Source organism: Sphingomonas glacialis (assembly GCF_006439055.1).
Lineage (GTDB): Bacteria > Pseudomonadota > Alphaproteobacteria > Sphingomonadales > Sphingomonadaceae > Sphingomonas > Sphingomonas glacialis_A.
Genome location: NZ_RCZC01000003.1, coordinates 527,234 through 554,224, shown reverse-complemented (window position 1 = coordinate 554,224; position 26,991 = coordinate 527,234). Strand labels below are relative to the sequence as shown.

The 26,991-nt window shown below is 67.8% G+C and carries 33 protein-coding genes; 11 read left to right on the top strand and 22 right to left on the bottom strand.

Going from position 1 to position 26,991, the window contains the following annotated elements:
- Positions 1 to 80 precede the first annotated feature (80 nt).
- From EAH76_RS14455 to ispG, 6 genes are read right to left on the bottom strand one after another with little or no spacing between them, the layout of a single operon-like run.
- Positions 81 to 431 carry a TfoX/Sxy family protein gene (locus tag EAH76_RS14455; RefSeq protein ID WP_140850958.1) on the bottom strand — a complete coding sequence of 117 codons (351 nt, stop codon included), beginning with the start codon at positions 429 to 431 and terminating at the stop codon, positions 81 to 83.
- Positions 431 to 910 carry a GNAT family N-acetyltransferase gene (locus EAH76_RS14450; protein ID WP_133191575.1) on the bottom strand — a complete coding sequence of 160 codons (480 nt, stop codon included), beginning with the start codon at positions 908 to 910 and terminating at the stop codon, positions 431 to 433. The genes EAH76_RS14455 and EAH76_RS14450 overlap by 1 nt, the downstream gene beginning before the upstream one ends.
- Positions 907 to 1,815, bottom strand: a complete 909-nt coding sequence (locus tag EAH76_RS14445) for a DMT family transporter (RefSeq protein WP_140850956.1) — start codon at positions 1,813 to 1,815, stop codon at positions 907 to 909. Before EAH76_RS14445 ends, EAH76_RS14450 begins: the two co-directional genes overlap by 4 nt.
- A gap of 2 nt (positions 1,816 to 1,817) precedes the next feature.
- Positions 1,818 to 2,198, bottom strand: coding sequence for a type II toxin-antitoxin system VapC family toxin (locus EAH76_RS14440; RefSeq protein ID WP_161989039.1), 381 nt, complete (start codon positions 2,196 to 2,198; stop codon positions 1,818 to 1,820).
- Complete coding sequence (locus EAH76_RS14435) at positions 2,195 to 2,440, bottom strand: AbrB/MazE/SpoVT family DNA-binding domain-containing protein (RefSeq protein ID WP_140850954.1); 246 nt, start codon at positions 2,438 to 2,440, stop codon at positions 2,195 to 2,197. The genes EAH76_RS14440 and EAH76_RS14435 overlap by 4 nt, the downstream gene beginning before the upstream one ends.
- Positions 2,441 to 2,476: 36 nt before the next feature.
- The gene (gene ispG, locus EAH76_RS14430; protein ID WP_140850953.1) at positions 2,477 to 3,619 is read right to left on the bottom strand and encodes a flavodoxin-dependent (E)-4-hydroxy-3-methylbut-2-enyl-diphosphate synthase; all 1,143 of its coding nucleotides are present in this window, start codon (positions 3,617 to 3,619) and stop codon (positions 2,477 to 2,479) included.
- 101 nt (positions 3,620 to 3,720) lie between these two features.
- On the opposite strand from ispG, the gene EAH76_RS14425 reads away from it, so the two are divergent.
- The 3 genes from EAH76_RS14425 to EAH76_RS14410 all read left to right on the top strand — a co-directional run bounded on the left by EAH76_RS14425 (position 3,721) and on the right by EAH76_RS14410 (position 6,950).
- Positions 3,721 to 4,860, top strand: a complete 1,140-nt coding sequence (locus tag EAH76_RS14425; RefSeq protein ID WP_140850952.1) for an acyltransferase family protein — start codon at positions 3,721 to 3,723, stop codon at positions 4,858 to 4,860.
- The gene (locus tag EAH76_RS14420) at positions 4,860 to 5,774 is read left to right on the top strand and encodes an isoaspartyl peptidase/L-asparaginase family protein (RefSeq protein ID WP_140850951.1); all 915 of its coding nucleotides are present in this window, start codon (positions 4,860 to 4,862) and stop codon (positions 5,772 to 5,774) included. The genes EAH76_RS14425 and EAH76_RS14420 overlap by 1 nt, the downstream gene beginning before the upstream one ends.
- 300 nt (positions 5,775 to 6,074) lie before the next feature.
- On the top strand, positions 6,075 to 6,950 hold the full coding sequence (locus EAH76_RS14410) for a S1/P1 nuclease (RefSeq protein WP_140850950.1): 876 nt from the start codon (positions 6,075 to 6,077) through the stop codon (positions 6,948 to 6,950).
- A 30-nt stretch (positions 6,951 to 6,980) separates the two neighbouring features.
- On the opposite strand, the gene EAH76_RS14405 is transcribed toward EAH76_RS14410, so the two are convergent.
- The 9 genes from EAH76_RS14405 to ybgC all read right to left on the bottom strand — a co-directional run bounded on the left by EAH76_RS14405 (position 6,981) and on the right by ybgC (position 13,466).
- Positions 6,981 to 7,256: a hypothetical protein gene (locus EAH76_RS14405; protein WP_140850949.1), complete on the bottom strand. Its 276-nt coding sequence runs from the start codon at positions 7,254 to 7,256 to the stop codon at positions 6,981 to 6,983.
- The gene (locus EAH76_RS14400; RefSeq protein ID WP_140850948.1) at positions 7,237 to 7,458 is read right to left on the bottom strand and encodes a toxin-antitoxin system HicB family antitoxin; all 222 of its coding nucleotides are present in this window, start codon (positions 7,456 to 7,458) and stop codon (positions 7,237 to 7,239) included. Before EAH76_RS14400 ends, EAH76_RS14405 begins: the two co-directional genes overlap by 20 nt.
- A gap of 11 nt (positions 7,459 to 7,469) precedes the next feature.
- Complete coding sequence (locus EAH76_RS14395) at positions 7,470 to 8,372, bottom strand: SPFH domain-containing protein (RefSeq protein ID WP_140850947.1); 903 nt, start codon at positions 8,370 to 8,372, stop codon at positions 7,470 to 7,472.
- 311 nt (positions 8,373 to 8,683) lie between these two features.
- Positions 8,684 to 9,190 (bottom strand): peptidoglycan-associated lipoprotein Pal, encoded by a 507-nt coding sequence (gene pal / locus EAH76_RS14390; protein ID WP_140850946.1) that lies wholly within the window; start codon positions 9,188 to 9,190, stop codon positions 8,684 to 8,686.
- A gap of 100 nt (positions 9,191 to 9,290) precedes the next feature.
- A complete protein-coding gene (gene tolB / locus EAH76_RS14385; protein WP_140850945.1) occupies positions 9,291 to 10,715 on the bottom strand; it encodes a Tol-Pal system beta propeller repeat protein TolB in 1,425 nt (474 codons plus the stop codon).
- Between the two features lie 9 nt (positions 10,716 to 10,724).
- A complete protein-coding gene (locus EAH76_RS14380; RefSeq protein ID WP_140850944.1) occupies positions 10,725 to 11,720 on the bottom strand; it encodes a cell envelope biogenesis protein TolA in 996 nt (331 codons plus the stop codon).
- Complete coding sequence (tolR, locus tag EAH76_RS14375) at positions 11,717 to 12,154, bottom strand: protein TolR (RefSeq protein ID WP_140850943.1); 438 nt, start codon at positions 12,152 to 12,154, stop codon at positions 11,717 to 11,719. The genes EAH76_RS14380 and tolR overlap by 4 nt, the downstream gene beginning before the upstream one ends.
- Before the next feature lie 128 nt (positions 12,155 to 12,282).
- Positions 12,283 to 12,972 (bottom strand): protein TolQ, encoded by a 690-nt coding sequence (gene tolQ / locus EAH76_RS14370; protein ID WP_194151015.1) that lies wholly within the window; start codon positions 12,970 to 12,972, stop codon positions 12,283 to 12,285.
- A gap of 8 nt (positions 12,973 to 12,980) precedes the next feature.
- Complete coding sequence (ybgC, locus tag EAH76_RS14365; RefSeq protein ID WP_170208029.1) at positions 12,981 to 13,466, bottom strand: tol-pal system-associated acyl-CoA thioesterase; 486 nt, start codon at positions 13,464 to 13,466, stop codon at positions 12,981 to 12,983.
- Between the two features lie 113 nt (positions 13,467 to 13,579).
- Here ybgC and EAH76_RS14360 point away from each other — a divergent pair, with 113 nt between their 5' ends.
- Genes EAH76_RS14360 through EAH76_RS14345 form a run of 4 tightly spaced genes read left to right on the top strand, consistent with a single transcriptional unit; the run spans position 13,580 to position 16,457 of the window.
- Entirely contained in the window at positions 13,580 to 13,999 is a 420-nt protein-coding gene (locus EAH76_RS14360; RefSeq protein WP_140850941.1) for a hypothetical protein, read from the top strand.
- Positions 14,000 to 14,233, top strand: coding sequence for a helix-turn-helix transcriptional regulator (locus tag EAH76_RS14355; protein ID WP_140850940.1), 234 nt, complete (start codon positions 14,000 to 14,002; stop codon positions 14,231 to 14,233). It abuts the gene before it with no gap.
- Complete coding sequence (locus EAH76_RS14350; protein WP_140850939.1) at positions 14,230 to 14,976, top strand: ABC transporter ATP-binding protein; 747 nt, start codon at positions 14,230 to 14,232, stop codon at positions 14,974 to 14,976. The genes EAH76_RS14355 and EAH76_RS14350 overlap by 4 nt, the downstream gene beginning before the upstream one ends.
- Before the next feature lie 8 nt (positions 14,977 to 14,984).
- Positions 14,985 to 16,457: a hypothetical protein gene (locus EAH76_RS14345; protein WP_241659699.1), complete on the top strand. Its 1,473-nt coding sequence runs from the start codon at positions 14,985 to 14,987 to the stop codon at positions 16,455 to 16,457.
- Here the strand turns inward: EAH76_RS14345 and EAH76_RS14340 are convergent.
- The 4 genes from EAH76_RS14340 to EAH76_RS14325 all read right to left on the bottom strand — a co-directional run bounded on the left by EAH76_RS14340 (position 16,454) and on the right by EAH76_RS14325 (position 20,355).
- Positions 16,454 to 17,062: a hypothetical protein gene (locus EAH76_RS14340; protein ID WP_140850937.1), complete on the bottom strand. Its 609-nt coding sequence runs from the start codon at positions 17,060 to 17,062 to the stop codon at positions 16,454 to 16,456. The genes EAH76_RS14345 and EAH76_RS14340 overlap by 4 nt on opposite strands.
- Positions 17,063 to 17,193: 131 nt before the next feature.
- Positions 17,194 to 17,985, bottom strand: coding sequence for a hypothetical protein (locus EAH76_RS14335; protein WP_140850936.1), 792 nt, complete (start codon positions 17,983 to 17,985; stop codon positions 17,194 to 17,196).
- A 331-nt stretch (positions 17,986 to 18,316) separates the two neighbouring features.
- Complete coding sequence (locus EAH76_RS14330) at positions 18,317 to 19,021, bottom strand: TIGR02594 family protein (RefSeq protein ID WP_241659698.1); 705 nt, start codon at positions 19,019 to 19,021, stop codon at positions 18,317 to 18,319.
- A gap of 302 nt (positions 19,022 to 19,323) precedes the next feature.
- A complete protein-coding gene (locus EAH76_RS14325; protein WP_194151007.1) occupies positions 19,324 to 20,355 on the bottom strand; it encodes an NAD(P)H-dependent flavin oxidoreductase in 1,032 nt (343 codons plus the stop codon).
- A gap of 45 nt (positions 20,356 to 20,400) precedes the next feature.
- Between EAH76_RS14325 and EAH76_RS14320 the strand changes: the two genes are divergently transcribed.
- The 3 genes from EAH76_RS14320 (at position 20,401) to EAH76_RS14310 (ending at position 22,416) form a co-directional block, all read left to right on the top strand.
- Positions 20,401 to 20,817, top strand: coding sequence for a secondary thiamine-phosphate synthase enzyme YjbQ (locus tag EAH76_RS14320; RefSeq protein WP_140850935.1), 417 nt, complete (start codon positions 20,401 to 20,403; stop codon positions 20,815 to 20,817).
- A gap of 210 nt (positions 20,818 to 21,027) precedes the next feature.
- Positions 21,028 to 21,888 carry an NAD(P)-dependent oxidoreductase gene (locus tag EAH76_RS14315; RefSeq protein WP_140850934.1) on the top strand — a complete coding sequence of 287 codons (861 nt, stop codon included), beginning with the start codon at positions 21,028 to 21,030 and terminating at the stop codon, positions 21,886 to 21,888.
- Positions 21,889 to 22,020: 132 nt separating this feature from the next.
- A complete protein-coding gene (locus tag EAH76_RS14310) occupies positions 22,021 to 22,416 on the top strand; it encodes a hypothetical protein (RefSeq protein ID WP_140850933.1) in 396 nt (131 codons plus the stop codon).
- Between the two features lie 17 nt (positions 22,417 to 22,433).
- Here the strand turns inward: EAH76_RS14310 and EAH76_RS14305 are convergent, their stop codons facing one another.
- The gene (locus EAH76_RS14305; protein WP_140850932.1) at positions 22,434 to 23,708 is read right to left on the bottom strand and encodes an aspartate kinase; all 1,275 of its coding nucleotides are present in this window, start codon (positions 23,706 to 23,708) and stop codon (positions 22,434 to 22,436) included.
- A gap of 62 nt (positions 23,709 to 23,770) precedes the next feature.
- Here EAH76_RS14305 and ubiG point away from each other — a divergent pair, with 62 nt between their 5' ends.
- On the top strand, positions 23,771 to 24,520 hold the full coding sequence (gene ubiG, locus EAH76_RS14300) for a bifunctional 2-polyprenyl-6-hydroxyphenol methylase/3-demethylubiquinol 3-O-methyltransferase UbiG (RefSeq protein WP_140850931.1): 750 nt from the start codon (positions 23,771 to 23,773) through the stop codon (positions 24,518 to 24,520).
- A 160-nt stretch (positions 24,521 to 24,680) separates the two neighbouring features.
- Here ubiG and EAH76_RS14295 read toward each other — a convergent pair whose 3' ends face one another.
- Both EAH76_RS14295 and EAH76_RS14290 read right to left on the bottom strand, forming a co-directional pair.
- Positions 24,681 to 26,213 (bottom strand): ABC transporter permease/substrate-binding protein, encoded by a 1,533-nt coding sequence (locus EAH76_RS14295; RefSeq protein ID WP_140850930.1) that lies wholly within the window; start codon positions 26,211 to 26,213, stop codon positions 24,681 to 24,683.
- Positions 26,210 to 26,989 (bottom strand): ATP-binding cassette domain-containing protein, encoded by a 780-nt coding sequence (locus EAH76_RS14290; RefSeq protein ID WP_140850929.1) that lies wholly within the window; start codon positions 26,987 to 26,989, stop codon positions 26,210 to 26,212. The genes EAH76_RS14295 and EAH76_RS14290 overlap by 4 nt, the downstream gene beginning before the upstream one ends.
- Positions 26,990 to 26,991 lie beyond the last annotated feature (2 nt).

The window sequence follows — 26,991 nt, the reverse complement described above, 5'->3', positions numbered from 1 at the left end:
TGGGGCCGTCACGGGCGCCGGTCTCGGTGAGACACCCCCCACCCCCTGCCCCTCCCCTGAAGGGGAGGGGTGGAAGCATGTTAAGTCCGCTTCTTCTTAATCGGCGCGCGCATGCCTGCCGCCACGCCAAGGCTGGCCCATTCGCGCAGCGCATCGGCGTCATCGTACACATCATCAGGCGCGCGGCGATAGTTCATCGAGCCTTCGCGCCCCTCGCCCATCGTGTAGGTGAAACGCGGGCACCCGGCCTCGTCCCACACCGCATCGCTCGCCGCATCCGCCTTGATCCACAGCCCGTCCTCGAAGGCGATCGCGAAGATCGTGCCGTCGAGATAGAGCGTCGCCCCACCCATCATCGCGCGCTTGGTCACCGTGCCGATCGGTGCGAGCGCTTCCTCGATCCAGGCGAGCAGGCCCGAATCGACCGCCATCAGCCCTGCCCCGCCAGCTTGGCGAGCGCGTCGCCGGTGACGCGGTAGACGGTCCACTCCTCCATCGGCGCGGCGCCCATCGAACGGTAGAAAGCGATCGCCTTCTCGTTCCAGTCGAGCACCGACCATTCGAAGCGCGTGCAGCCGCGCTCGACCGCGAGTTTGGCAAGATGCTGTAGCAACGCCTTGCCGACGCCCGCGCCGCGTGCCTCGGGCGTGACGTAGAGATCCTCGAGATACAGCCCGCGCCAACCGGTCCAGGTCGAGAAATTGTGGAAGAACAGCGCCATCCCGACGGGCTTTCCGTCGAGCTCGGCGATCACCGCCTCGGCGGCCGGATGCGGCCCGAAGAGCGCGTCGTGGAGCAACGGCTCGGTCGCGACGACCTTGTCGGCGGCGCGCTCGAACTCGGCGAGCTCGCGGACGAGATGCAGGATCAGCGCGACGTCGGCTGGGGTGGCGGTACGGATCTCGATCATGCGGCGGCCTCGGTTTGTGGAGCGGGTGCGGCATGGCCGCGCACGGCGAGGACGCATCCCAGGATGATCAGCGCCGCGCCGAGCGCGGTGTAGAGCGAGACGACCTCATGGAAAACCCACCAGCCGAACAGCGACGCCCAGACGAACGCGGTATATTCGACCGGCGCGAGCACTTGCGCCTCGGCATGGCTGTACGCCCAGGCGAGCGCCATCGCCGAGATCGACCCCAGCACCGCCGCAGCCCCGATCGACGGGAGCTGCGCGGTGGTCGGCAGCCCGGCGAACCACGGCGCGCCGAGCAGCAGCAAGCCGCTCAGCACGACGCTGGTGAACAAGGCGACCTCGAGCGGATCGGCGACCTGCGCCTGCTGGCGCAGCAGGATCAGGCTGTAGGCATAGAAGATCGACGCGGCAAAGATCGCGAGCGAGCCGAGCACGTGGCTCGTCGAGGCATGCCCCTGCACCTCGCCCGCGGCGATGATCAACACACCGAGGCTCGCGACGATCGACCCGAAGATCGCCGCACGCCGGATCGTCTCGCCGAGCAGAGCGGCGGCGAAATAGAGCGCGATCAGCGGCGCGAGAAAGGTCAGCGCCACCCCCTGCGCCATCGGCACGCGCACCAGCCCCCAGAAGAACAGCAAGACCGAGAAACCCGCGGTGCCCCCGCGCAAGACATGCAGCCGGAGCGCCGCCCGCCCCGGAAACGGCCGCCGCCGCAGCACGAAGATCGTGCCGAGCAACGCCACCCCGACGAGCGACCGCCACAGCACCGCCGAATAGGCGCCGCTGGTGATGCTGAGGCCTTTCATCAGCACGTCCATCGCCGAATAGGTCGCGATGCCGGCGGCGGCGACCGAGAAAGCGAGAGCGGCGCCCACCTTCTTCGTAGTTGGCACAAGCATGTTCAGCGAATCAGACGAAGTTCGAGACCGATATCGACGCCAGCCAGTCGACGGTCTCCGGTGTAGACGGTCGCGCGCCGCTCGGCGGCAAGCGCCAGACAGGCGCGATCGCCGAGCGAAAGGCCCGCCGCCTTGGTAGCGGGGCGCAGATCGGCCGCAGCGATCGCATGATCCATCGTAAAAGGAGCGACTTCGATCTCGAGGCCCTGCAGCAATGCGAGAACGCGCTGCGTCTGGTGGCCCTTGTCTGCCGCACGCTGGAACGTCTCCGACGCGTTCACCGCCGACAGCGCGCTCCCTCGCATGACCGAGATCACCATCTCCGCACCCGGCTCATCCAACAGTACCGCGAGGAGCGCCGATGCGTCGAGAACGACGCTCACTCCTCGCGCCAGTCGCTCGCACGCTCGCGCAAGAACTGATCCACGGAATAGTCGTCACCGGTCATCGCGCGGAACGCCTGCTGCGCCTCCCGGACCACCTGCCCGTAGGTTTTCAGCGATATTCCCCCATCAATGCTCTTGGCGAGCACCAGCGAGTCACCGTCCGCAATCCCGAGTTCGCGACGCAATTCCGCGGGTATGACGATCTTGCCGCCAGCGATCACTTTGGCATGATAGGTCATGTCAGGCCTCCCGAGACCTGACACATACCACAAGACCTATTCCGCTGCCACCGCCACCGGAGCCGCTGCCGCCACCGCCGCATCATGCGCCTCGATCGACGCCGCCTTTTCCTCGACCAGCTTGACGATATGCTCGAGCATGTCCTCGGAATTCACCGTGTGATCGGTCACGCCCGACAGATACACCATATGCTTGCCGTTGCCGCCGCCGGTCAGGCCGATATCGGTCTCTCGTGCTTCGCCGGGGCCGTTGACGACGCAGCCGAGCACCGACAGCGACATCGGCGTGCGGATGTGCTGCAGCCGTTCCTCGAGCGCCTGGACGGTGCGGATCACGTCGAAGCCCTGGCGCGCACATGACGGGCACGACACGACGCGCACGCCGCGGTTGCGGATGCCGAGGGCCTTCAGGATCTCGAAGCCGACGCGGACCTCGTCCTCGGGCTCCGCCGAGAGCGAGACGCGGATCGTGTCGCCGATGCCGTACCACAGCAGCGAGCCGATCCCGATCGACGACTTGACGGTACCGCCGACAAACCCGCCCGCCTCGGTGATGCCGAGATGCAGCGGGCAATCGACCAGTTCGGCGAGCTGCTGATAGGCCGCCACCGCGAGGAAGAAGTCCGACGCCTTCACCGCGACCTTGAACTCGTGGAAGTCGTGATCCTGCAGAATCTTGATGTGATCCATCGCCGATTCGACCAGCGCATCGGGGCACGGCTCGCCATATTTCTCGAGCAGATGCTTTTCGAGGCTCCCGCCGTTGACGCCGATGCGGATCGCGCAGCCGTTCGACTTGGCGGCGTCGATCACTTCCTTCACGCGGCTCGCCGAGCCGATATTGCCCGGGTTGATGCGCAGGCACGCAGCACCGGCATCGGCGGCTTCGAGCGCGCGCTTATAGTGGAAGTGGATATCGGCGACGATCGGAACGCGGCTCGCGCGGACGATCTGCTTCAATGCCGCGGTGCTCTCCACGTCGGGGCACGACACGCGGATGATGTCGACGCCGGCATCCTCGCAGCGGCGGATCTGGTCGATCGTCGCCTTGACGTCGTCGGTCGGCGTGTTGGTCATCGTCTGGACGGTGACGGGCGCGTCGCCGCCGACCGGCACGTTGCCGACCATGATCTGGCGGCTCTGACGACGGTTGATGTCGCGCCACGGGCGGAGGGACATGGAAAACTTCCTCTGGTTGGTCGCGCCCATATAGCGACGATCCGCAGCTTCCGAAACCGCTAGAGTTTGCTCAGCCGCGCACATCGCATTAGGGCCACGCGATGGAACGCCATTATGGTCTGGACTGGTTGCGCATCGGCGCGTTCGCGCTGCTGATCCTCTATCATATCGGCATGGTGTTCGTACCATGGGGATACCACGCCAAGACCGCGCAGCCGCTGGCGTGGGTCGCGATCCCGATGCTCGCGGTCAACAGCTGGCGGCTGCTGCTGCTGTTCGTCGTGTCGGGCTATGCCAGCCGCGCGCTGCTGGTGCGCGGACCCGCCACGGGGCATTTCGCGGTCAACCGTACGTGGCGGCTGATCATCCCGTTGCTGTTCGGCGTGATCGTCGTCGTGCCGCTGCAGCCGTGGGTCGAGCTTATCACGCAGCGCGGCTACCGCCATGACTTCGGCTATTTCCTGCTCCACGATTATTTCAGCTTCCGTGTCGTCAACGGGCTCGCGCTGCCGACCTGGCAGCATCTGTGGTTCGTCGGCTATCTGTGGATCTACACGATGGTGCTCACATTGCTCGTCGCGGTGATGGGGCAGCGCAGCCTGCAGCGCGGCTTCGACCGGCTGTTCGGCGGGTGGCTGGTGTGGCTGCTCCCGGCGGCCTGGCTGGTGCTGGTCAGCGCCTGGCTGTTCCCCGGGATCGGGCCGAGCAACGATCTGGTCGGCGATTCGGTGAGCCATGTGCAATATCTCCCCGCTTTCCTATTCGGCTTCGCGCTTGCCGGATCCTCGCCGGCGCTGGCGACGATGCGGCGGCTGTGGCCCTGGGCGCTCGCAGTCGGGATCGCCTGCTACACGATCGTCGCGGCGACCGAGCTGCGCTGGCCCAACAGCACGACGCCGGCCTGGCCGTGGGGGATCCTGTTCGCGAGCGCGCGCGCGGTGCAGGGCTGGAGCATGATCGTCGCGCTGATCGGGTTCGCCGACAGCTATCTCAACCGCGACTTGCCGTGGCGCCGCGTGCTGACCGAGGCGGTGTTCCCCTTCTACATCATCCACCAGACGATCATCGTCGGGGTCGAAGGCGCGCTGCTGCCGTTCGGCCTGCCGCGCTTTGTCGAGTTCGGCGTGCTCGTGGTGACGACGCTGGTCGGATGCTGGCTGTTTTACGCGATCGGCCGCGAGATCGGCTGGCTGCGTCCGCTGATCGGGCTGCGGCCCTTCCCCCAGACGAAAGAGGCGTGATGACCTGGACCTTGGTACTCCATGGCGGCGCGGGGCAGATGACGCCCGACACCGTCACCCCGGCGCAGGCCGAGGGCGCACGCGCCGCACTCGGGCGCGCGCTCGAAGCGGGCGCGGCGGTGCTGGCGGCGGACGGCGCGGCGCTCGACGCGGTCGAGGCAGCGGTGCGCGTGCTCGAGGATGATCCGCACTTCAATTCGGGGCGCGGCGCGGCGCTGACGCATGCGGGCGTCGCTGAACTCGATGCCGCGATCATGGACGGGCGCGACCGGAATGCCGGCGCGGTGGCGGGGGTGACCGCGACGCGGCATCCGGTCAGCCTCGCACGCGCGGTGATGGCAGACAGCCCGCACGTGCTGCTGAGCGGTGCTGGCGCAGATGCGTTTTCAGTCGAGCAAGGCTGCGAGCCCGCGACGCAGGACTGGCTGGTGCTGCCCGAGCGGCGCGCGCAGCTCGACGAGATGCTCGAAGGCGGCGGGGCGTTCGACGTCGACATGAAATATGGCACGGTCGGCGCGGTGGCGTGCGACGTGCACGGCCATGTCGCCGCCGCCACTTCGACCGGCGGCGTGACGGGCAAGCGCTGGGGCCGGATCGGCGATTCGCCGCTGATCGGGGCTGGCACCTACGCCGATGATCGCGCCGGCGCGGTGTCGTGCACCGGCTCGGGCGAATTCTTCATCCGCGCGAACGTCGCGCATGAGATTTGCGCGCGCGTGCGGCTGGCGGGCGAGACGCTCGAGGCTGCGGTCGAGACGGTGCTCGCCGAAGTGACGGCGCTCGGCGGGACGGGCGGCATCATCGTCGCGGGGCCGCAGGGCGAGGCGCTGTGGCGCTTCTCGACACCGGGCATGTACCGCGCACGCATCGACGCCGCGGGACATCGTGAGGTCGGGGTGTTCGGCGACGAATAGCCCGAAGGCCAAAATCCTTCTTCTCTCCGCGTCCTCCGCGCCTCTGCGCGAACCCATCTTCTTTTCGCGCAGAGGCGCGGAGGACGCAGAGGTGGTTGCTTTCGCGCCTTCGCGCCTTCGCGTGAGCACCCCTTCTTTTTCTCACGCGAAGCCGCGAAGGCGCGAAGGCGCGAAGGCGCGAAGGCGCGAAGGCGCGAAGGCGCGAAGATCGGGCGTGAAGGCGACGGAACGTGTTCTTTCGGCACCGGGCTTTAGAGTCCCGCTTTCGCGGGAAGAGCAACGTCGCTAAGGCCGGAGGCCATGACCAGTCTCCGTCGCGTTCGCCCCGGCCTTGCCGTTGCCGCCACCCTGCTCGCCGCGGCGACCGCCGCGCCCGCGTCGGCCTATTGGGAATATGGCCATCAGACGATCGCGCAGATCGCCGATGCCAATGTCCGCCCCAAGACACGCGCCGCGATCCGCGCGCTGCTCGCGCATTCGGAGCTGCTCGGCACGCCCGAATGCAAGGCCTCGAACATCTCCGATGCCGCGGTGTGGGCCGATTGCATCAAGCCGCTCAAGGGCCCCGACGGCAAGGCGCGCTTCGGCTATGCCTATAGCTGGCACTATCAGGATGTGAACATCTGCCACCCGTTCGACCTGGTCGCGGCGTGCAAGGACGGCAATTGCGTCTCGGCGCAGATCACCAAGGACGTCGCGCTGCTCAAGAACAAGCGCGCCCCGCTGCACGACCGGGTGCAGGCGCTGGCCTTCCTGGTCCACTTCGTCGGCGATCTCCATCAGCCGTTGCATGCCGGCGAGAAGGACGACCAGGGCGGCAACAAGGTGCTCGCCAGCTATGGCGGCTACGGCACCGCGCGGCTGAACCTGCACAGCATCTGGGATGGCTATCTCGCCGAGCGCGCGATCACCAGCGGGCCGCCGATCGTGCGGCGCTACCCCGCCGCCGTGCGCGCGAAGATCGCCGCGGGCGACGTCACCGACTGGAGCCGCGAAAGCTGGCAGGTCGCGCACGACGTGACCTATGCGAGCGTCATGGCCGATCCGTGCGCGCCGACGCCTGCGCACGTCACGATGGACGAGGCGACGATCGAGAAGGACGTGCCGATCGCGCGGCTCGAGGTCGAGCGTGGCGGGCTGCGCCTGGCGAAACTGCTCGACCAGGCGCTCGGCTGACGAGTCCAGAACGCCGGTGGAGGCGCGCGCTTAGTCGCGCGTTCCCCAGCGCCAGCGCACGCCGCCCCTGGTCTTGCGCACCGCGATCGCGGTGAACATCACGACCAGCGCAATACCGATCCCGACCTGCGCGATCCGCTCGTGCACCAGGCGGATGTCGGCGATCAGCACCGCTGCGAAGCCGATCGTTATCGCCCAGCCCTGCCATGTCGCCGGCTTTACGCCGATGCCGAACATCTTGGGCACGAACCAATAGTCCGCTTCGCCGAGACTATGGTCGATCGCGTCACGCGTCGTCGTCCGCATTGTCGTCCTCCTTGGGTGGCCGCCCGCGCCGGGGCGGATTGGGTGCTTCGAGCTTCACGCCCCGCTTCGCGAGCGCCTCGCGCAGCAGGCATTCGAATTGGGCGTTGACGCTCCGCAGATCGGCAGCCGCGATCCGCTCGACCGCCGCGTAGAGTGCGGGATCGAGGCGCAGCGCGAACGCTTTCTTGGGAGGAGCCGCCACCGTCCTGCCCGTTACTGGTAGAGCGAGCCGGCATTGACGACCGGCTGCGTGTCGCGCTCGCCGCACAGCACGACCATCAGGTTCGAGACCATCGCGGCGCGGCGCTCGTCATCGAGTTCGACGACGTTCTTCTCGCTCAGCAAGGCGAGCGCCATCTCGACCATCCCGACCGCGCCCTCGACCAGCGTTTTCCGCGCGGCGACCACTGCTTGCGCCTGTTGGCGCCGCAGCATCGCGCCGGCGATTTCGGAGGCATAAGCGAGGTGCGTGAAGCCGCATTCGTCGACGGTGATCCCCGCGGTCGCGAGGCGCGCGATCAGCTCGGCGCGCAGCTCGGTCGCGACCTGATCGTGATTGCCGCGCAGCGTCACTTCCTGATGCTCGAAATCGTCATAGGGATAGCGCGCGCCGATCGTGCGCACTGCGGCCTCGATCTGGACGATCACGAACGCCTTGTAATCGTCGATGTCGAACAGCGCCTGCGCGGTGTCCGTGACGCGCCACACGACTTGGGCTGCGATCTCGATCGGGTTGCCGCGCAGGTCGTTGACCTTCAGCCGCTCGGAAATCATGTTGTTCGCGCGCAGCGACACCTTTTTGCGCGCGAGCCACGGGAGCAGCCAGCGCAGGCCGGTGTTGCGATCGGTGCCCTTATACGCCCCGAACAGCGTGATCGCGGTCGCCTGGTTGGGCTGCTGCATGTAGAAACCGCAGGCGATGAAGGCGAAGGCCAGGCTCGCCACGGCGATGACCGTGCCGCCAAGCGCCGGATCGTCCTGCAGCAAGCTCGCCCCGAACAGCCCGAAAGCGAGCGCCACGAGCATCGCGAGCAGCATCAAATACCCGCTCGAGGTGGCCGCGCTGCGCTCGTGCGACAGCGTCAGCGCGGTGTTGCGTGTCGGCGACTCGACCATCAATGCCTCCCGTTAATATGATATCACATTTATATCGGATTTTGACAGGCGGCAACTGAAATCCCTCTCCCTCAGGGAGAGGGAGGAAGGAGCGCAGCGACGGAAGGGTGAGGGTGAGGGTGAGGGTGAGGGTGAGGGTGAGGGTGAGGGTGAGCAGACATAGGAAGGGCGACGCCAGCAAAGCCAGCGTCGCCCCTGAATCCAATCTTCGTCACCCCGGCCCCGTGCCGGGGTCCACCGTGCCACACATTCTACGGGCGTAGGGCGTGCATCCCAGTGGACCCCGGGACAAGCCCAAGGTGACGGATCCGTTAGTTCAGAACGATCGTCACCGCGCGACGGTTCTGCGCCCAGCTGGCTTCGTCCGAACCCAAAGCGATCGGGCGTTCCTTGCCGTAGCTGATCGTCGAGATCCGCCCCGGCGCGACACCGCGTGCCGCCAGATAGTTCTTCGCCGACAGCGCGCGACGATCACCGAGCGCGAGATTGTATTCGCGCGTGCCGCGTTCGTCGGCATGGCCTTCGAGGCTCACCGGCACGTTGGCATAGCGCGCCAGCCACGTCGCCTGGCTGTCGAGGATCGACCGCGCGCGGTCATCGAGGCTGTAGCTGTCGAGCGCGAAATTGACGGTGTTGCTCGTCACCGAACGCTCGAAATCGGCGCGCGAGCCGGGAACGATGGCGCCCTGTCCGCCCGAGCCGTTCTGGTCGGTCACCGGGCCTGGTGCCGGCGGCAGCTCGGCAGGGCGCTTCTTGCTGCACGCGGAGGTCGCGAGCAGGGCAGTGGCAATCAGCAGCGTCGTGGTCAGTTTCGCCATGGCGGCTTCTCCCAGAGGTAAAAGGTCGTTTCGAACCCGTGCCAGATCAAGCCCTTGGCTTTGCCCGGCACGACCGAAGAGTCAAACACTTCGCAAAGTGTCAGGGGCGTAACGGTCCCCAGGCAGGATCGGATCCATCGAGCACCGTCGGAACCCGCCGGACATTGACGCCGGTGAGATCGACCGACCACAGATCGGCGCGCCCGCCGCCGCCCATGCCCGAGCGGAAGAACATGATGACGCGGCCGTTGGGCGACCAGCTCGGGCCTTCGTCCTGTGCGCCGTCGGTGAGCAACTGCTCGTTGCCGCCCGCCGGGCTCATCACGCCGATGCGGAACGATCCGCCGATCTTGGTATAGGCGATGAGATTGCCGCGCGGGCTCCACACCGGGGTCGCATAGCGCCCGCTGCCGAAGCTGATGCGCTGCTGCGACGATCCGTCGGCGTTCATCACATAGAGCTGCTGCGTGCCCGAGCGATCGCTCTCGAACACGATCCGTCCGCCATCGGGCGAATAGGTCGCGCCCGTGTCGATCCCGGGCGAGTCGGTCAGCCGCTGCGGGCTGCCGCCCGAGAAAGCGACCCGGTAGATGTCGGTATTGCCGCCGACCGCCATCGAGAACAGCACCCAGCGGCCATCGGGCGAGATGCGCGGCGCGAAGGTCAGGTTCGCGCTCGACACGAGCAGCCGCGACGATCCGCTTGCGAGGTCATAGACGTAGATCGCCGGGCGATCCTTGAGATAGCTCATATAGACGATCGAGCGCTGGTCGGGCGAGAAGCGCGGGGTCAGCGAGATCGCCTGACCGTTGGTCAGGAAGCGGTGATTGCCGCCGTCCTGGTCCATGATCGCGAGCCGCTTGATACGCTTGCCCTTGGGGCCGGTCTCCGAAATGTAGACGACGCGGCTGTCGAAATAGGGGCCTTCGCCGGTCAGCTTCGAATAGACCATGTCGGCGCATTTGTGCCCGGCGCGACGCCATTCGCTCGGCGGCACGACGAAGCCCTGCCGCGCGATCTCGGCGCGCGACGAGACGTCGTAGAGGTAGCAGCCGACCGTCAGCGTGCCGTCGCCATTGGCACGGACGAAGCCCTGGACCAGCGCGGAGGCGCCGGCCGGGCCCCAATAATCGAAGGTCGGCGCGGTGACTTCGGGATAGGCGATCGGATGCAGCGCGTCGCCGCCGAGCGGCTTGAACAGCCCCGAATTGCGCAAATCGGTGGTGACGATCTGCGACAATTGCCGGCCGAGCTCGTCGGTGCGGCCGGCGGGCGTGCTGACCGCCTCGGACGTCGGCATCACGGGAATCGCGATGCCGAGCGGTGCGGACACGCCGCCGACGACATCGACGACAAGCTCGCCCTGCTGCTGCGGGTTGGTCGCACCCGCCGGGCCGCCAGCCTGCGGCGCGCTCGGTGGGCTGTTCGGAAAGGGCACCGGCAGCGGCGCCGATCCCGCTTGCGCCAGGGTCGCCGCGGGGACCGCGGCCAGAGCAAGCGCGAGGATCGTCTTGGGGAGCATCATCGTCTTTCCTCAGCCGGGAAGTTTGTAGCGCAGGATAAAGGTCTTCCACCCGCGTGGCACGTCGTAAAGCTCGGGCGGAAGCCCACGCAGCGGCGCGCAGCCCGAGAAGGTCGCGATCGCGTTGCGATCGACCGTGTCGACATAGCGGCGATTCTCGTCATCGACGCCGCCATGATCGTCCGCCACGGTCGGCCGCCCGGCGAGCGATCCGTCGCGGTTGAGCGACAGCCGGATCGTCACGACGATGCGCGACGCGCCGGGGCCGGGATTGACCTGCCGATCGGCGCACGGCTGAACCTGGCGCCGGATCGCCGAGCCGATATCGGCGGCGGCCTTGGCGTCCATCGTTGCGCCGGGCGCGGCTTCGGAGGCCTTCGCCTTGGAGGGCGACTGCGTCAGACCTTTACGGAAATCGTCGTCGAGCAGCGAGCCGGTCGGCTTGGCCTTGGTCGCCTTGGGATTGGTGCCGTTCGCCTTCGCCGTTGCGGCCGGCTTGGCCGACGCCGCGCTCTTCGCGGGCGCGGCTTTGGCTGGCGCAGCCTTGGCGGGTGCGGGCTTGGCAGCGGGCTTGTCGGCCTCCTCCGATTTCTCGGCGGCGGGCTTCTTGGGCGCAGGCTTGGGCTTCGGCGCGGGCTTGGGCGGCGGCACCGCGTCGGGCTTGGGTGCCGGCTTCGGCGCCGGCTTGGGCGCGGGTTTGGGGGGCGCGGGCTTTGGCGGCACGATCGGTGCGGGCTTGGGCGGCGCCGGCTCGGGCGCGACTTCCTCGGCTTCGGGCGGCGGCGCGTCTTCGGGTGGCCCCGGATCGGGCGCGGCCGATTGCGCGGGCGGCTCGGGCGCTGCGGGGGCATGCTGGTCGAGCGCGACATCGTCGACCAGCGAGACTTCGATCGGCTTGTTGGTCGGCGGCGGGGTGGGCGCGCTGCTCCAGGCAAGCGACAGGAGCGCGAACAACGCGACATGGCCGAGCACGGCCGCCCCGAGTCCGTATTGCTCCGACCGCGTCATTGCCCGTCCTGGCCCACCGTCACCAGCGCCACGCGGTTATAGCCGGCGCGGTTGAGCTCGCCCATCACGCGCATCACATGCCCGTAATCGAGCTTGCGGTCGGCGCGCAGGAAGACCTGCGGCGGCTTGGCCGGATCGCCCTTGGCGGCAAGCTGCGCGAGCACATCGGGGAGCGTTGCTTCGCTCAACGGATCCTTGTCGAGGAACAGCTTGCCCTCGCCGTCAAGCGACAGGACGAGCGGCTTCTGGTCCTGGTCGAGCGCTTTCGCGCGGCTGTCGGGCAGCGTCACGGGCACGCCCGCGGTGAGCAGCGGAGCGGTCACCATGAAGATGATCAGCAGCACGAGCATCACGTCGACCAACGGGGTGACGTTGATCTCCGCCATCGGCGCGCGCCGCCCGCGGCCGCGCTGCGACGGGAGGTTCAGCGCCATGACCTACTCCCCTCCCGCATGCGAAAGGGCAGTGCAGCAGAGGGCAGCGCCTAAGGCACGCCCCTCCCCTAGCCCCTCCCGCAAGCGGGAGGGGGATAAGAAACGGGAGGGGGATACAGCAACGCCCCTCACCGGCGCACCTCGCTCTCGAGCTGGCGGCTGAGCGTCGCGTGGAAGCCGTCGGCGAAGCGGTTGAGGCGGGCTTCGATGCGGTTGATGCCGTGGCTGAAGCGGTTGTACGCGATCACCGCCGGGATTGCCGCGAACAGGCCGATCGCGGTCGCGAACAGCGCCTCGGCGATCCCCGGCGCGACGACGGCGAGCGAGGTGTTCTGCGCCTGCGCGATGCCGGTGAAGCTGCGCATGATGCCCCACACCGTGCCGAACAGACCGACGAACGGCGCGACCGAGCCGACCGTCGCGAGGATGTTCAACCGGTCGGACAGCTGGTCGATCTCGTTGGCGACCGCAGCGCCCATGGCCGTCGCAAGCCGCTCGCGCGTGCCGCCGCGATCGACCTGCCCGCCGACGGTCGAGCGGCGCCATTCCGCGACACCCGCGGTGAACACTCGCGCGATCGGCAGGTCGCTCTCGTTGTGCAGCCGGTGGAACGCGTCGATATCCTCGGCCTTCCAAAAATCGCGCTCGAACGTTGCGATTTTCCGCCGCGTGCTGCCGAGCCGGAAGAAGAAACCGAGGATCACCGCCCAGGTCCAGACGCTCGCCGCCAACAGGCCGAGCATCACCGTCTTCACCACCAAATCGGCCTGGAGGAACAAGGCGATCGGCGACAGCGTCGCCGCATCGGTGTTGAGCATGATTTCGTTCACGTGGCGCTATCCCCTGATTCCATCGCGCGTTCGCCCATGACTAGGCTGAACGCCGCGATCCATTCCTTGGGCTGGCGCAGCGGCCGGCCCGTTGCCGCGACCAAGGCCGCAGTCACATCTGCTTCGGTCAATATCGTGTCGCCGCGCATGACTCGTTGCTGAATATCGACCGACGCCGCACGGATTTTGTTGAGCGTCGTCAGCACGATCAGCGCATCGTCGAGCTTCGCCGGCGCGCGGTAGCGAATGTTCAAGGCAGTCACTGCATAGGCCCCGCCCCCGCCTTCCTGATGCGCGCGCTGGTCGATCCCGACGACGCGCAACATGTCCGAGCGGGCGCGCTCCATGTAGCGCAGGTAATTGGCGTGATAGACGATGCCCGAAAGATCGGTGTCCTCGAAATAGACACGCAGCGGAAACCGGTGGACGGTTCCGACGATGCGGCCTTGCGCGGGCTGATCGAGGTCGCTGGCCGTCGTCATGCCCGCGCTGTTAATCTAACCGGGCAAGCGAGGGAACCCTTAACGGCGCTTGCGGTGATGTAACGCTCAGGTTACATGTAACCCGTAGGTTACGAATCGAAGGGGGATTTCAGATGAGCTTGATCGAACTCGCCGAACGCAAGGCGCACGCCCGCGCGCTTGGCCTCTACGTTTTTGCCGGGCTCACCGTGGTGATGCTCGGGCTGACTTTCTCGACCTGGCGGCCGTCCTTCTTCGAGGGGATGTGGCTGGGCTTCACGCTCGTCTCGACGCTCTATCTCTCGCCGCTGGCGACGCGGCTGAAGAGCGGCCCGCTCGCGCAATTGCTCGAGGACGAGGTGACACGCGACCATCGGCGAACCAGCAGCGCGATCGGCTTCTGGGCCGGCCTGCTCGCCGCCGCCGCGATGCTCGCGGTCGGCAGCGTTCCCGGACTGCTTTCGGCGAGCGACAGTGCGCGGATCATCTTCACCGCCGCGATCGTGGTGGCGCAGGTCCGCCTCGCCACGCTCGAACTGCAGGCCGCGCGCTGAATGGCCGAAACGCTCCGCAATACGCTCAAGGCCGAACGCGAGCGGCTCGATCTGACGCAGGCCGCGCTTGCCGAACGCGTCGGCGTCAGCCGCAAGACGATCAACACCGTCGAGAACGGGGTGTTCGTCCCCTCTACGATCCTCGCACTCAAGCTTGCGACAGCGCTCGATCGTCCGGTCGAGGCTTTGTTTCAACTAGACGATTCGGGTGTATCGCCTAAACAGGACACATGACCCAATCCGCGCTGCGCATCCGGGGCCTGGCCAAGGCGTTCGACAAGCCCGTCATCGCCGGGCTCGACCTCGATATCGCCGGGGGCCAGCTCTATGCGCTGCTCGGCCCCAACGGCGCGGGCAAGACGACGACGCTGCGGATGGTTGCCGGGCTAGCCAAGCCCGATACCGGGTCGATCGAGATCTTCGGCGTCGATGCGCGGCACGATCCGCTCGGTGCCAAGGCGATCACCGCGTGGCTGCCCGACGAGCCGATGCTCTACGACAAGCTCAGCCCGCTCGAATATCTCGCCTTCGTCGCCGGGCTGTGGCGGATGGATCCGGGCCAGGCGGCGCAGGAGGCCGACCGGCTGCTCCACTGGCTCGATCTGTGGGAGCAACGCGACACGCGCTGCGAAGGCTTTTCGCGCGGGATGCAGCAGAAGGTCGCGCTCGCGGGGGCTTTGATCCACGATCCCAAGCTGCTCATCCTCGACGAACCGCTGACCGGGCTCGACGCGAGCATGGCGCGTTCGGTCAAGGACGCACTCCGCGCGCAGGTCGATGCCGGCAAGACCGTGATCGTCACCACGCACATCCTCGAGGTCGCCGAGCGGATGGCCGACCGGATCGGGATCATCGGTGGCGGCAAATTGCTCGCCGAGGGTACGCTCGACGAACTGCGCGACCGTGCCGGCACCGAGGGCATGACGCTCGAGGATACGTTCATCCGCTTGACCACTCCGAGCACGCCCGCCGCGTGAACTGGGCGATGCGTCAGCTGCCGCCGGGCTCGTTCGGCTGGCTCGCGCTGAACGAGGTGCGGCTGGCGGTGCGCGCGCGCAAGGGGGCGGGGCGGACCAGCGCGACACAGCTGATCGGCTATCTGCTGGTCGCGGCCTGGGTGGTGATCGGCTGTGCGATCGGCTGGGGCTTGCGCGACACCGCGATCCCGATCGTACCCGAAGTGCGGATCGCGGTGCTCGCGGTGAGCATCGTCATGCTGAGCTTCATGACCGCGCAGGCGATGCTCGGGAGCCAGCGGAGCCTGTACGACGTCGGCGACCTTGCCCTGCTTTTCTCGGCGCCGATCCGCGAGGCCAATGTGCTGCTCGCCAAGATGCTCGGCATCGCCGCGACGATCGCGCTGACCTATGCCGTGCTGCTGTTGCCGATCGTCGTGCCCGTCGCCGCGCTCGGCCATCCGCGGCTGTTCGGGCTGGTGGCGCTGCTCGTCGCGCTGGCGTTGAGCGCGACCGCGCTGGGCCTGGCGTTGACGCTCGCCGTCGCGACGCTCGTCGGCCCGCGCGCTGCGCGCACCTTCGGGCAGATCCTGGCGGCGCTGCTCGGCGGCGCGGTGTTCCTCGGCTCGCAGCTGCTTCCCCGCGCCGACCACAAGGGCAGCGCGATGCTGGCTTTGTTCGAGCGGCTGCAGACCGACGGCGTCGGGACGCGCGGCCTGAGCAGCCTGCCGGGCCGCGCCGCGTTGGGCGACCCGCTGGCGATCGCGATCGTGCTCGGCGTGGCGCTGTTGCTCTTCGCCGGCGCGGGGCTGACGCTCCAGCGGCTGTTCCTGTCGGGCTATCAGGACGGCGGCAACCGCCTGTCGCGCAGCAAGCCGACCGGGCGCGCGAGCGCTCGACTGTTCCATCCCGGTCTGACGCGCACGATCTTCGCCAAGGAATGGCGGCTGCTCGCGCGCGACCCGGCGCTCGCCTTCCAGATCGTGATGCGGCTGATCTATATGGCGCCGCTCGTGCTGGCGATGGCGGGCAGCCGCCATGCCGTACCGATCCCCGCAGCGATCGCCTTTGCGAGCGTGCTGATCGCGAGCCAGCTCGTCGGCAGCTTCGCCTGGCTGACGGTGTCGGCCGAGGACGCGCCCGACCTGCTCGCGGTCGCTCCCGTCGCCAAGGCACAGATCGATCGCGCGAAAGTACTCGCCGCGCTGGCGATGGCGGCGCCGTTCGCGCTCGTCCTGCCGATCGGGCTGGCGACGCGCACCCCGATCGGCGCGCTGATCACGCTGGTCATGACCGGGCTTGGTGGCTTCGGCGCGGGCTATGTCGAACTCAAGCTCGGCAAGCCAAACCCGCGCAGCAGCTTCGCGCGACGGCGCCAGGGCGGCTTCGTCGCCGGCCTGGCATCGCTGGCGATCGCCTTGGTGTTCGGCGGCGGGGCCGCCATCGCGGTCTATTGCCTCGACGGCGGCCCCGCGCTGAGCGGGCTCATCGGCCAGCGTTAATCGGCGAAGGCGATCGTCATCGGCCGCGGCGCCGTGCTGCCCCCGACACCGCTACTGACGAGCGACGCGACCTGAAGCGGCACCGCCGGATGGACCTCGATGGTCTCGAAAACCGGCGCCGAGGCCACCACCTGGAACGGCGCCTCTAGCCGCGCGAGCGCAGCTGCTGCGAAATTGGAGAAGTCCGACGGTTCGACGCTCGCGATCCCGCGCAGCACCCCATGCGCCGTCGCACAGAACGCCTCATGCCCGTTTTGCGCGGCAAAGCCGTTATAGAGCCGGGTCATCGCCCCATCCTCGGCCTCTTGCCACTGCGATGCGAAGTGCGTGCGATAGGCGCGCTCGGTTCCGGCGGCCGCCTCTGCCAGCGGCGCCGCGGCGTCGTGCAGCATCGCATTGTAGAGCCGGACGGTCTCCTCGCCTTCGGCACCGCGACACGCCAGCGCGGCGACATTCAGCGCAGCGCGCATGTGCCAGACCGTTTCCGCCGCCGACAGCGGCTCGGTCCTGGCAGAATTTCCTACCCCGGCCACCTGAGACGAAACCGGTACGGAGATCAGACACGCGCCGACGATCGGCGCGACATACCGCAACTTTCCCAACATGTTTGAAGCCCCCACTTTTCCCAAGTGGAGTTCTACGCAAACGCCCTCACCAAGAGTTTGCGCAACACGCCGAACCCGGCGCTAACGATCCGCTATCGTACTGATCTCGATCAGGTGGTCGCGCCGACCGCCTAGCGGCTCGACGGTGCCGCGAACGGGCGCGGTGGGCCGGCATGGACTTCGCGTCCCGTCGGATCGGGCAACAATGCGACCTGTTCCAGCTGGATTCGCGGCGTGGATCGCGCAAGCGCTGGCTTGGCGCGGGGCGACGCGGTCCGCAGCGCGACGATCGGCGGCGGCGCCGGTGTGGCGACCGCGGTCGGCGCCGCGGTGGCGCGCCAACGATCATAGCGCGCGTAGAAATCGGTAAAGGCTGCGTCGAGCATCGGCAGCCGTGCCGCGGCGAAGGCCGGGAAACCGGCCGGCGTCACCGTCTCGCTCTCGGCCAGGATCTGCGACGCGGCCGAACAGAAGGCCGGATGCGCAAAGCCTTGCGAGAAGAAATTGTAGAGCACGGTCATCGCGTGATCATAACCGCCACGGCTGCGATATTCCTTGGCAAGGCTTGCTTCGGCATCGCGCAACACGCTGCGTTGCCGCGCGAGGATCGCATTATAGCGCGCCGCGACAACCGCATCGCCGGGACCGCGACACGCCAGTGCGGCGACGTTGAGCCCGGCGCGAAAATGCCACACGACCGCGGCGGGCGTCAGCGTGCGATTGGGCGTATCGTACGATCCATCGGCCAGCCGCTGCGGAATTGGCATACCCGGATAGCTGCCCGCGGGCGGCGCCGTCGCGACGATCGCCACGGGCGGTGGCGCGACGGTGGCGACCGATGGCAAGCGGTGCGACGCGCACCCGTCGATCAGCGCGACGCCAGCCAACAACAGTGCGGACGCCGAAAGTCGAATCGATCTCATCACGCAACTCCAATCCGGAAGCTTGGTGTCGCATGATAGGGTTAACGTCGCGTTACCCGGATGCTGGCGGGCGATGCTGGTCCGGAATGAAGCCCGACCTCAAGCGAACGGCGAACGGCGAACGGCGAACGGCGGGCGGCGGCCGGCGAGCAGCGAACGGTGAGCGGTGAGCGGTGAGCGGTGAGCGGCGACCGTCGACCGTCGAACGGCGACCGTCGATCGTCGATCGTCGAACGACAACCGACACGCGACACGCGACAAGCAGCGGGCGGCGAACAGGACAACGCGGCCCGCGTGGCGCGCTTGAGCAAGCGCTGGACGGCGAGGCCCGTCACGCTTCGATCTGGTTCCCAACCCTCGGAACGTGCGCGAAGACCGGCCCGCCCGTCGCCGGCAAACCGGTTATCGGCCACCGCGCGGCAAGGAATCGTTCGCGCGGTTTGCCGATGATTGACACGGCGTTGCCCTGGTTACCGCCCAGGATCAGGAAATTCCTGTCCTGGTCCTCGCCGACATAGAATCCGACATGCCCCTTCCCGCTCTCCAGTGACTCGCGCCAGAACACCACGACCGCACCCGGCTGCGGCGAGATCGGCTTGCCGAACGTCTGATACGCACGCGCGCCGAGCGGATTGGCGGGAAGCGGTTCGCGCGGCAGTTGCGACGCGATGCAATGGCTGACGAACAGCCCGCACCAGGGGACATCGTCGTCATGGTAGGAAATGTGCTGCTCGAGTGCCCATTGCAGGATCTGCTCGTTGCTACCCGCGCTGGTATCCTCCTTCAGCCCGATCAGCGTGTGCGCCTCGGCGAGCCAGGGAATCGCCGATGCAATCGTGAGCGCTGCGGGATTGGCGCCGGGGATCAGCTTGGCGAGCGTCTGCCGCCCGACGATCCCGTCGGCCGGGAGACCTGCGGCGGCCTGGAACGCGAGGATCGCCGCGATCGTCTTTCGCCCGCGCACGCCGTCGGTCGGCCCCGGATCGAACCCCTTTGCCTGCAGCGCCTCCTGCACGTCCAGCACGCTCGTCATCATCGGCCTACCCCATCAAGAGTATCGATAGCAACTGTACGACGGAACACAGTATCCGATAGATCGACGGCCGAAGCCGACGACTCGATACCGACTCTTTGTGGCATATTTTTCGGATTTACGCCAGCAACCCGAACAATAGCGGCGCTTCTTGGCCCTTTTTACAGGCGAACCAATCCGATGGACAAAGACCCGAGCGGCAAGGGCATGACGATATTGGCGGCCCGTCCAGATGACGACAGTATAAGTCTAACGTGGATATTTAACCTGAGCGAGCCAAGCCCGCCGGCCGGCGCGCCCCGCCGCTACGCCGCGCGCTGCTCGAGCGCCGCCGCGGCCTCGGTCATCAGCAAGGCGATGATCTCGGCGACCGGTTCTTCCTTGGTCACCATCCCGACCGACTGGCCCGCCATCAGGCTGCCATGCTCGACATCGCCGTCGATCACTGCGCGGCGCAAAGCGCCCGCCCAATAATGCTCGATCTGCAACTGCGCCTCGGCCATCTCGACCTGCCCCGAATCGAGCAGCTGCGCGACTTCGCGCTGCTTGGCGGTGAACAGATCGCCGCCGGCATTCTTCAGCGCGCGCACCGGGATGACGGGCAGGCGTGGGTCGATCTGCACGCTGGCGACCGCATCGCGCGCCGACGCGCGCAGGAACGCCTTCTTGAAATTGGCATGCGCGATGCTCTCGGTCGCGCAGACGAAGCGCGTGCCAAGCTGCACGCCCGCCGCGCCCATGTCGAGATACGCCGCGATCCCCTCGCCGCGGCCGATCCCGCCCGCCACGAACACCGGCACCTTGTCGGCGACTTCGGGAAGGATTTCCTGCGCGAGCACGCTGGTCGAGACCGGGCCGATATGGCCGCCGGCCTCCATCCCCTCGACTACGAGCGCATCGACGCCCGAACGGATCAGCTTCTTGGCGAGCGACAGCGCGGGCGCGAAGCAGATCAGCTTGGCGCCATTCGCCTTGATCGCATCGATCGACCCGGTCGGCGGAAGCCCGCCTGCCAGCACGACATGGCCGACGCCGTGGCGGTTGCACACTTCGATCAGGTCGAACAGCGCCGGGTGCATCGTGATCAGGTTCACGCCGAACGGCTTGTCCGTCAGCGCCTTGGTCGCGGCGATCTCGCGGTCGAGCAACTCTGGCGTCATCGCGCCGCACGCGATCAGCCCGAAGCCGCCGGCGTTCGACACCGCGGCGACGAGATTGCGTTCGGACACCCACGACATCGCGCCGCACAGGATCGCGACCTCGGAGCCGAGAAAGGCGGAACCGCGCGCCATGCGCCGGGCGAGGCGCGTGGCGCCGATCGAGGAGATTTCGTTCATGCGCCGGGCCTAGCCTTGCGCGGGGCTTTGGGGCAAGCCCGCGTCATGCGACAGGCTATAACCGAACTGGCGATTGCGACGCCCGGGCAGGGGCTCCACGAGATCACCGATCCGGTCGAGCGCTGGGTCGCGGACAGCGCGATCGAGACGGGGCTGCTGACGCTGTTCGTCCGCCACACTTCGGCTTCGCTGCTGATCCAGGAAAATGCCGCCCCCGCCGCGCGACGCGATGTCGAACGCTATTTCGCGAAGATCGCGCCCGAGAGCGCGGGGTATGAGCATGACGACGAGGGCCCCGACGACATGCCCGCGCATCTGCGCGCGGCGCTGACCGCGACGAGCCTGTCGATCCCGGTCGCCGGCGGGCGGACGGTGCTGGGGACGTGGCAGGGGATCTATCTGTTCGAGCATCGCCGGGTGGGGCATCGGCGGCGCGTGGCTGCGCATTTGATCGGGGGTTAGAAGGAGAAGGCCCTCACCCAACCCTCTCCCGTGAAGACGGGAGAGGGCTAAGAAAGAGGCAGGCCGCCCGCACCGCGCAAGCCCTCTCCCGCCCTTCGCGGGAGAGGGTTGGGTGAGGGTCTTCTTTCCTATCCCGAAACACCCCCTCCCCGGAACCTCCCTCCCCGCCAAACGCTTGCGCTTGCGACTTCTCCAGACAGGAAACATCCCATGCAGATCGGTTTCATCGGGCTCGGCAAGATGGGCAGCGCCATGGCCGTCAACCTCGCCAAGGCGGGCCACCAGGTCCACGCCTGGAACCGCTCGCCGGTCGACCCCGCCGAAATCCCCGGCGTCACGATCGTCGACAGCGTCGCCGCCGCGCTCGACACCGAAGTCGTTTTCACGATGCTCGCCGACGATGCCGCGATCCGCAGCGTGCTGCTCGACTCGGGCGTGCTGGACTCCGCCCGCGCCGGGCTGATCCATATCGTCACCGCGACGATCTCGGTCGCCTTCTCGAAGGCGCTCGCCGCCGACCATGCCAAGCGCGGCCTCGCTTATGTCGCCGCGCCCGTCTTCGGCCGCCCCGATGCCGCCGCCGCAGCGCAGCTCAACGTGGTCGTCGCAGGGCCCGACGACGCCGTCGCCACCGTCACCCCCTTGCTCGAGACGCTCTCGACCAAGGTCTGGCCGCTCGGCAGCGAACCCAGCCAAGCCAATGCCGCCAAGATCGCGGGCAACATGATGATCACCATGGCGATCGAGGCGATGTCCGAGGGCGTGGCACTCGCGGGCGACAATGGTGTCGCGGCCGACACCTTCCTCGACCTGATGACCGGCACGCTGTTCGGCGCGCGCGCCTATCGGAGCTATGCGCCCAAGATCGTCTCGGGCGATTTCACGCCGGGCTTCAAGATGAAGCTCGGGCTCAAGGATCTGCGGCTCGCGACCGAACTGGCCGATGCGGCGCACGTCACGCTACCGGTCCTCGACGCGGTGCGGACGCGGATGAGCGCCGCGGTCGATGCCGGGATGGGCGAGCAGGATTGGTCCGGCATCGCGAGCCGACCCTACGCGCCCAAGGGTTGATCGGACGGGAAGGACGGGGCGGGCCTGACGCTCGCGCCGCCCCCCCCACCGAAATAGCCGCGCTTCGGCAAGGGCTTGCCATCGTTCCGCCGCTATCTGCGGTCACCCCGTACGGATTGCGGGGGATGGCCGATGTCGGTGGTGTTGATGCTGATCCTCCAGAGCGCCGGCGCCGCGCTACCGATCGACTTCGATCTCGCGCATCTGCCCGCCGCCGATCGCCTCGCCATCCTGCGCCGCTGCGGCACGGCCTCGAATTCCACCGACATCATCGTCTGCGGGTCGCGCCACGATCGGACTGCGGTGCCCGCCGCCGACGGCTGGACCAACCCCGACGACACGCCCGACGACGCCCGCGTCACGCGCGGGACCGGCATGGCAGCGCTGACCCCGGTCGGCGCGTGCGGCATGTTCGCCGGCCAGCGCGATTGCAACAAGGCCGAGATGCGCCACTTCGGCTATGGCCGCGGGCGCGATCCAGTGACCTTCGTCGGCAAGCTCGCGACGAAGCTGCTCGGCCGCGACTGAACGCGCCGCAGCGCAGTTCAGGCCGCGACGTCCTCCGCGTCGAGCCCGTACGCCGTGTGCAACACGCGCACCGCGAGCTCGGTATAATCCTCCTCGATCAGCACCGAGACCTTGATCTCGCTGGTCGAGATCGCCTGGATGTTGATCCCGCGCTCGCCGAGCGTGGTGAACATCGTCGAAGCGACGCCGGCATGGCTGCGCATCCCCACGCCCACTACCGAGATCTTCGCCACGCGCGTGTCGTGGACGAGTTCGGCGAAACCGATCGCATCCCGGCCCTGGTTGAGCACTTCGATCGAGCGCGCCAGGTCGGCGGCGGGAACGGTGAAGGTCACATCGGTCGAGCGCGCGGCGTGCGCGATGTTCTGGATGATCATGTCGACGTTGATGTTGGCGTGTGCCAGCGGCGCGAAGATCGCGGCGACCGCGCCGGGCTTGTCGGGCACGGCGATCAGCGTGATCTTGGCTTCGTTCTTGTCGTGCGCGATGCCGGTGATGAGCTGGCTTTCCATGTCGTCAATCTCCTCCCAAAACTCATCCTCGCCCACGATCATCGTGCCGGGCAATGTATCCGCCATCGGTGCATCCTCGCCGGTGAAGGACGACAGCACCTGGACGCGGACGCCTTCCTTCATCGCGAGGCCGACCGAGCGGGTCTGCAACACTTTCGCGCCGACCGAGGCCAGCTCGAGCATTTCCTCGTACGTCACCTTCTTCAGTTTGCGCGCACGCGGCACGATGCGAGGATCCGTCGTGTAGACGCCGTCGACATCGGTATAGATGTCGCAGCGGTCTGCCTTCATCGCCGCCGCCATCGCGACCGCCGAGGTATCCGACCCGCCGCGGCCGAGCGTGGTGACGCGGCCGTGTTCGTCGACGCCCTGGAAACCCGGGATCACCGCGACTTCGCCCGCGGCGAGGCTCGCCTCGAGTGCCGCCATGTCGATGTCCTGGATCCGCGCCGAGGCATGCGCGTCCGAGGTCGAGATCGCGAGCTGCCAGCCGAGCCAGCTGCGCGCAGGGACACCCGCCGCCTGCAGCGCGATCGCCAGCAGGCCGCTGGTGATCTGTTCGCCCGCCGAGACGACGACGTCATATTCCTTGGGGTCGTAGAGCGACGACGCCTCGCGGCAGAAGCCGACCAGCCGGTCGGTCTCGCCCGCCATCGCCGAGACGACGACGGCAACCTGATTGCCCGCCGCAACCTCGCGTTTCACCCGCGCGGCGACCGAACGGATCCGTTCGATCCCGGCCATCGAGGTGCCGCCGAATTTCATCACGATACGGGCCATAGGAGGCAGAAGTCCTTGGGGTGGGGCTTGGGCTATTGGGGCGGTCCTGATAGAAAGCGACCATGAACAGCGCAACCGTAACGTCTGCAACTAGTCGGACCACGACCATCGACCCCGCCGAGGCCGCGCATTTCGGCACGATGGCGGCGGAATGGTGGGATCCCAAGGGCTCGTCGGCGATGCTCCACCGGCTCAATCCGGTGCGGCTGCGCTATCTGCGCGATCGGATCGACGCGCACTGGCTCGGCGACGACACGGGCTTCACGCCGCTCGCCGGCAAGCGCGCGCTCGATGTCGGGTGCGGGGCAGGGCTGCTGTGCGAGCCGCTTGCGCGGCTGGGCGCTGCGGTGACCGGGCTCGATGCGGCGGCGGAGAATGTCGCGGTGGCGGCGACGCACGCCGCGCAATCGGGGCTGGCGATCGACTATCGGACCGGCAGCGTCGAGGACCTCGCGGGCGAGACGTTCGATCTGGTGACCAGCCTCGAGGTGATCGAGCATGTCACCGATCCGGCAGGGTTCATCGCCGGGCTGGCGGGGGCGCTCGCGCCGGGCGGGCTGCTCGTGCTGTCGACGCCGAACCGTACGGCGCTGTCGCGGTTGGCGCTGATCACCTTTGCCGAAGGGACGGGCACGATCCCGCGCGGGACGCATGACTGGGACAAGTTCCTGACGCCGGATGCGCTGACCGAGCTGGTGGTCGCTGCCGGGTTGAAGGTGGTCGATGTGCGGGGCTTGGGCTTCTCGGTGGCGAAGGGCTTCGTGCTCAGCGACGACACCAAGCTCGATTATTTCGTGACCGCCACCCGCTAACGCCTCCCCTCCCTGAAAGGGAGGGGTCGGGGGTGGGTCGGCCCATGGCGCGGCTAACGCCAGCACGAAAGCGACGGAATACCGCGTTATTAAGCGTCCCGCGCCCGGGAGGCCGACCCACCCCCAGCCCCTCCCTTCCAGGGAGGGGAGCAGCGCCGCGCTACAATCCGACCTTGCGCTCCAACCACCGTGCTGCGGCATCGGGCGTCGCCTTGTCGGCATCGCGATCGACCTGATAGTTCGCCGCGCGCATCGCCTCGACCGGAATCCGCCCGACCATCGGCTGCAACGCGGCGACGAGCTTCGCATCCTTCGCCCGCCCCGGTGCCACCATCAGGATCGCGTCATAGCCCGGGATCGCATGCCGCGGGTCGCTCAGCACGGTGAGATGCTGCGCCGCGATCCGCCCGTCGGAGGAGAAGGCCGAGATCACATCCGCCTGCCCGCTCGCCAGCGCCTGATACATGAAGGTCGGGCTATAAGCGTGCGACGCGCCGAACTTGAGCGGATAGGCGCGCTGCACCGCCGCCCATTCGGGCCGCTCGAGAAATTCGAGATCGGCGCCGAGCGTCAACTGCGGCGCGACCCGCACGAGATCATCGAGCGACGCGACGCCCTTCGCCTTGGCCGCCGCGTCCTTCATCGCAAAGGCATAGGCGTTCTCGAAACCGAGCGCGCCGAGCAGCCGCACCTGCGCCGTCTTCGCCGCCCAATCCCCGATCGCCGCGACCATCGCGGGGCGTGCCGGGATGTCGCGGCGCTTCATCTCGTTGGTCCAGATCGTGCCCGCGTAATCGACATAGACGTCGATCGCGTCGGTCTTGAGTGCGCCGAACACCACGGCCGAGCCGAGCCCGTCGCGATATTGCACATGGTATCCGGCACGCTCGAGCCGATGCCCGATGACGCGCGCGAGGATATATTGCTCGCCGAAATTCTTCGCGCCGATCGTGATCGTGTCGCCCGAGCGCGGCCACAGCGGCGTCAGCGCGAGCAGCACGCCGACAAGCAACACGCCGCTCGCCGCCCACACCCGCCCGCGCTTGCGCTGCGCGATGCCGCGCTCGATCAGCCCGAGCAGCGCATCAACCGCAAGCGCGAGCGCCGCCGCACTGAGGCAGCCGGCGAGCACCAGCGCCCAATTCTGCGTCTGGAGTCCGGCAAAGATCATGTCGCCAAGGCTCGGCTGGCCGACCGTGGTCGACAGCGTCGCAGCACCGATCGTCCACACCGCGGCAGTCCGGATCCCCGCCATCAGCACCGGCGCGACGAGGGGCGCCTCGACCAGCCGGAGCTTCTGCCACGACGTCATCCCGACGCCATCGGCCGCCTCGATCACCGCCGGGTCGAGCCCGAGCAGCCCGGTCACGCCATTGCGCAGGATCGGCAGCAACGCATAGAGCGTCAGCGCGAGCAGCGAGGGCAGGAACCCAAGCGCAGGGATCCCGCCACCGACCAGCCCCGACACGAACAGCAGCAGCGGATAGAAAAGCGCGAGCAAGGCAAGGCTCGGCACCGTCTGGACGAGGCTCGCAAACCCCAGCGCAACCCGCGCCACGCCCGACCGTCGCGCCGACCAGATCGCCAACGGCAAACTGATCGCGAGCCCGAGCAGCAACGCCGACGCCGCCAGCAGCAAATGCGCCGCGAGCAAAGGGGGCACGCGGGTGAGCGCTTCGACGAACGGGCTCATGCGCCTCGCTCCAGCGCCTGCAACTTCCGCGCTTGTTCGCGTGGCACCGCGACCAAAGCCGCGGCGACCGGCCCGCCCTCACCCGCGAGCAGCGCCTTGGGGGTGGCATCGGCGACGATCCGCCCAGCGTCCATCACCAGCACGCGATCCGCAAGGATCAGCGCCTCGGCCATGTCGTGGGTCACCATGATCGTCGTCAGCCCGAGCCGGTCGTGGAGTTGCCGGATCGCGGTCCCCAACTGATCGCGCGTCACCGGATCGAGCGCGCCGAACGGCTCGTCGAGCAGCAGCAGCCCCGGCGCGGTAGCGAGCGCGCGGGCAACGCCGACGCGCTGGCGCTGCCCGCCCGACAGCGCATCGGGGCGGCGCATTGCGAATTCGCGCGGCAGCTCGACCAGATCGAGCAGTTCGGCGACGCGCTCGGCATTCGCCCGCTCGCCCGCCAGCCGCAACCCGATCGCGATATTCTCGGCGACGCTCATATGCGGGAACAGGCCGATATTCTGGAAGACATAGCCGATCCGCCGGCGCAGCACGTGCGCTGGCTCGTCGCCGACGCCCACGCCGCCGATGCGGACCTCGCCCGCACTCGGTGCGATCAGGCGGTTGATCATCTTGAGCAAGGTCGACTTGCCCGACCCCGAACTGCCGACCAGCGCGACGAAACTGCCGCCCGCGATTTCGACCGACACGCCGTCGACCGCGATCGTGCCACCGGCATAGGCTTTGGTGACGCCGGCAAAGGCGACGGCGGGGCCGGGGGACTGGACTGACATCG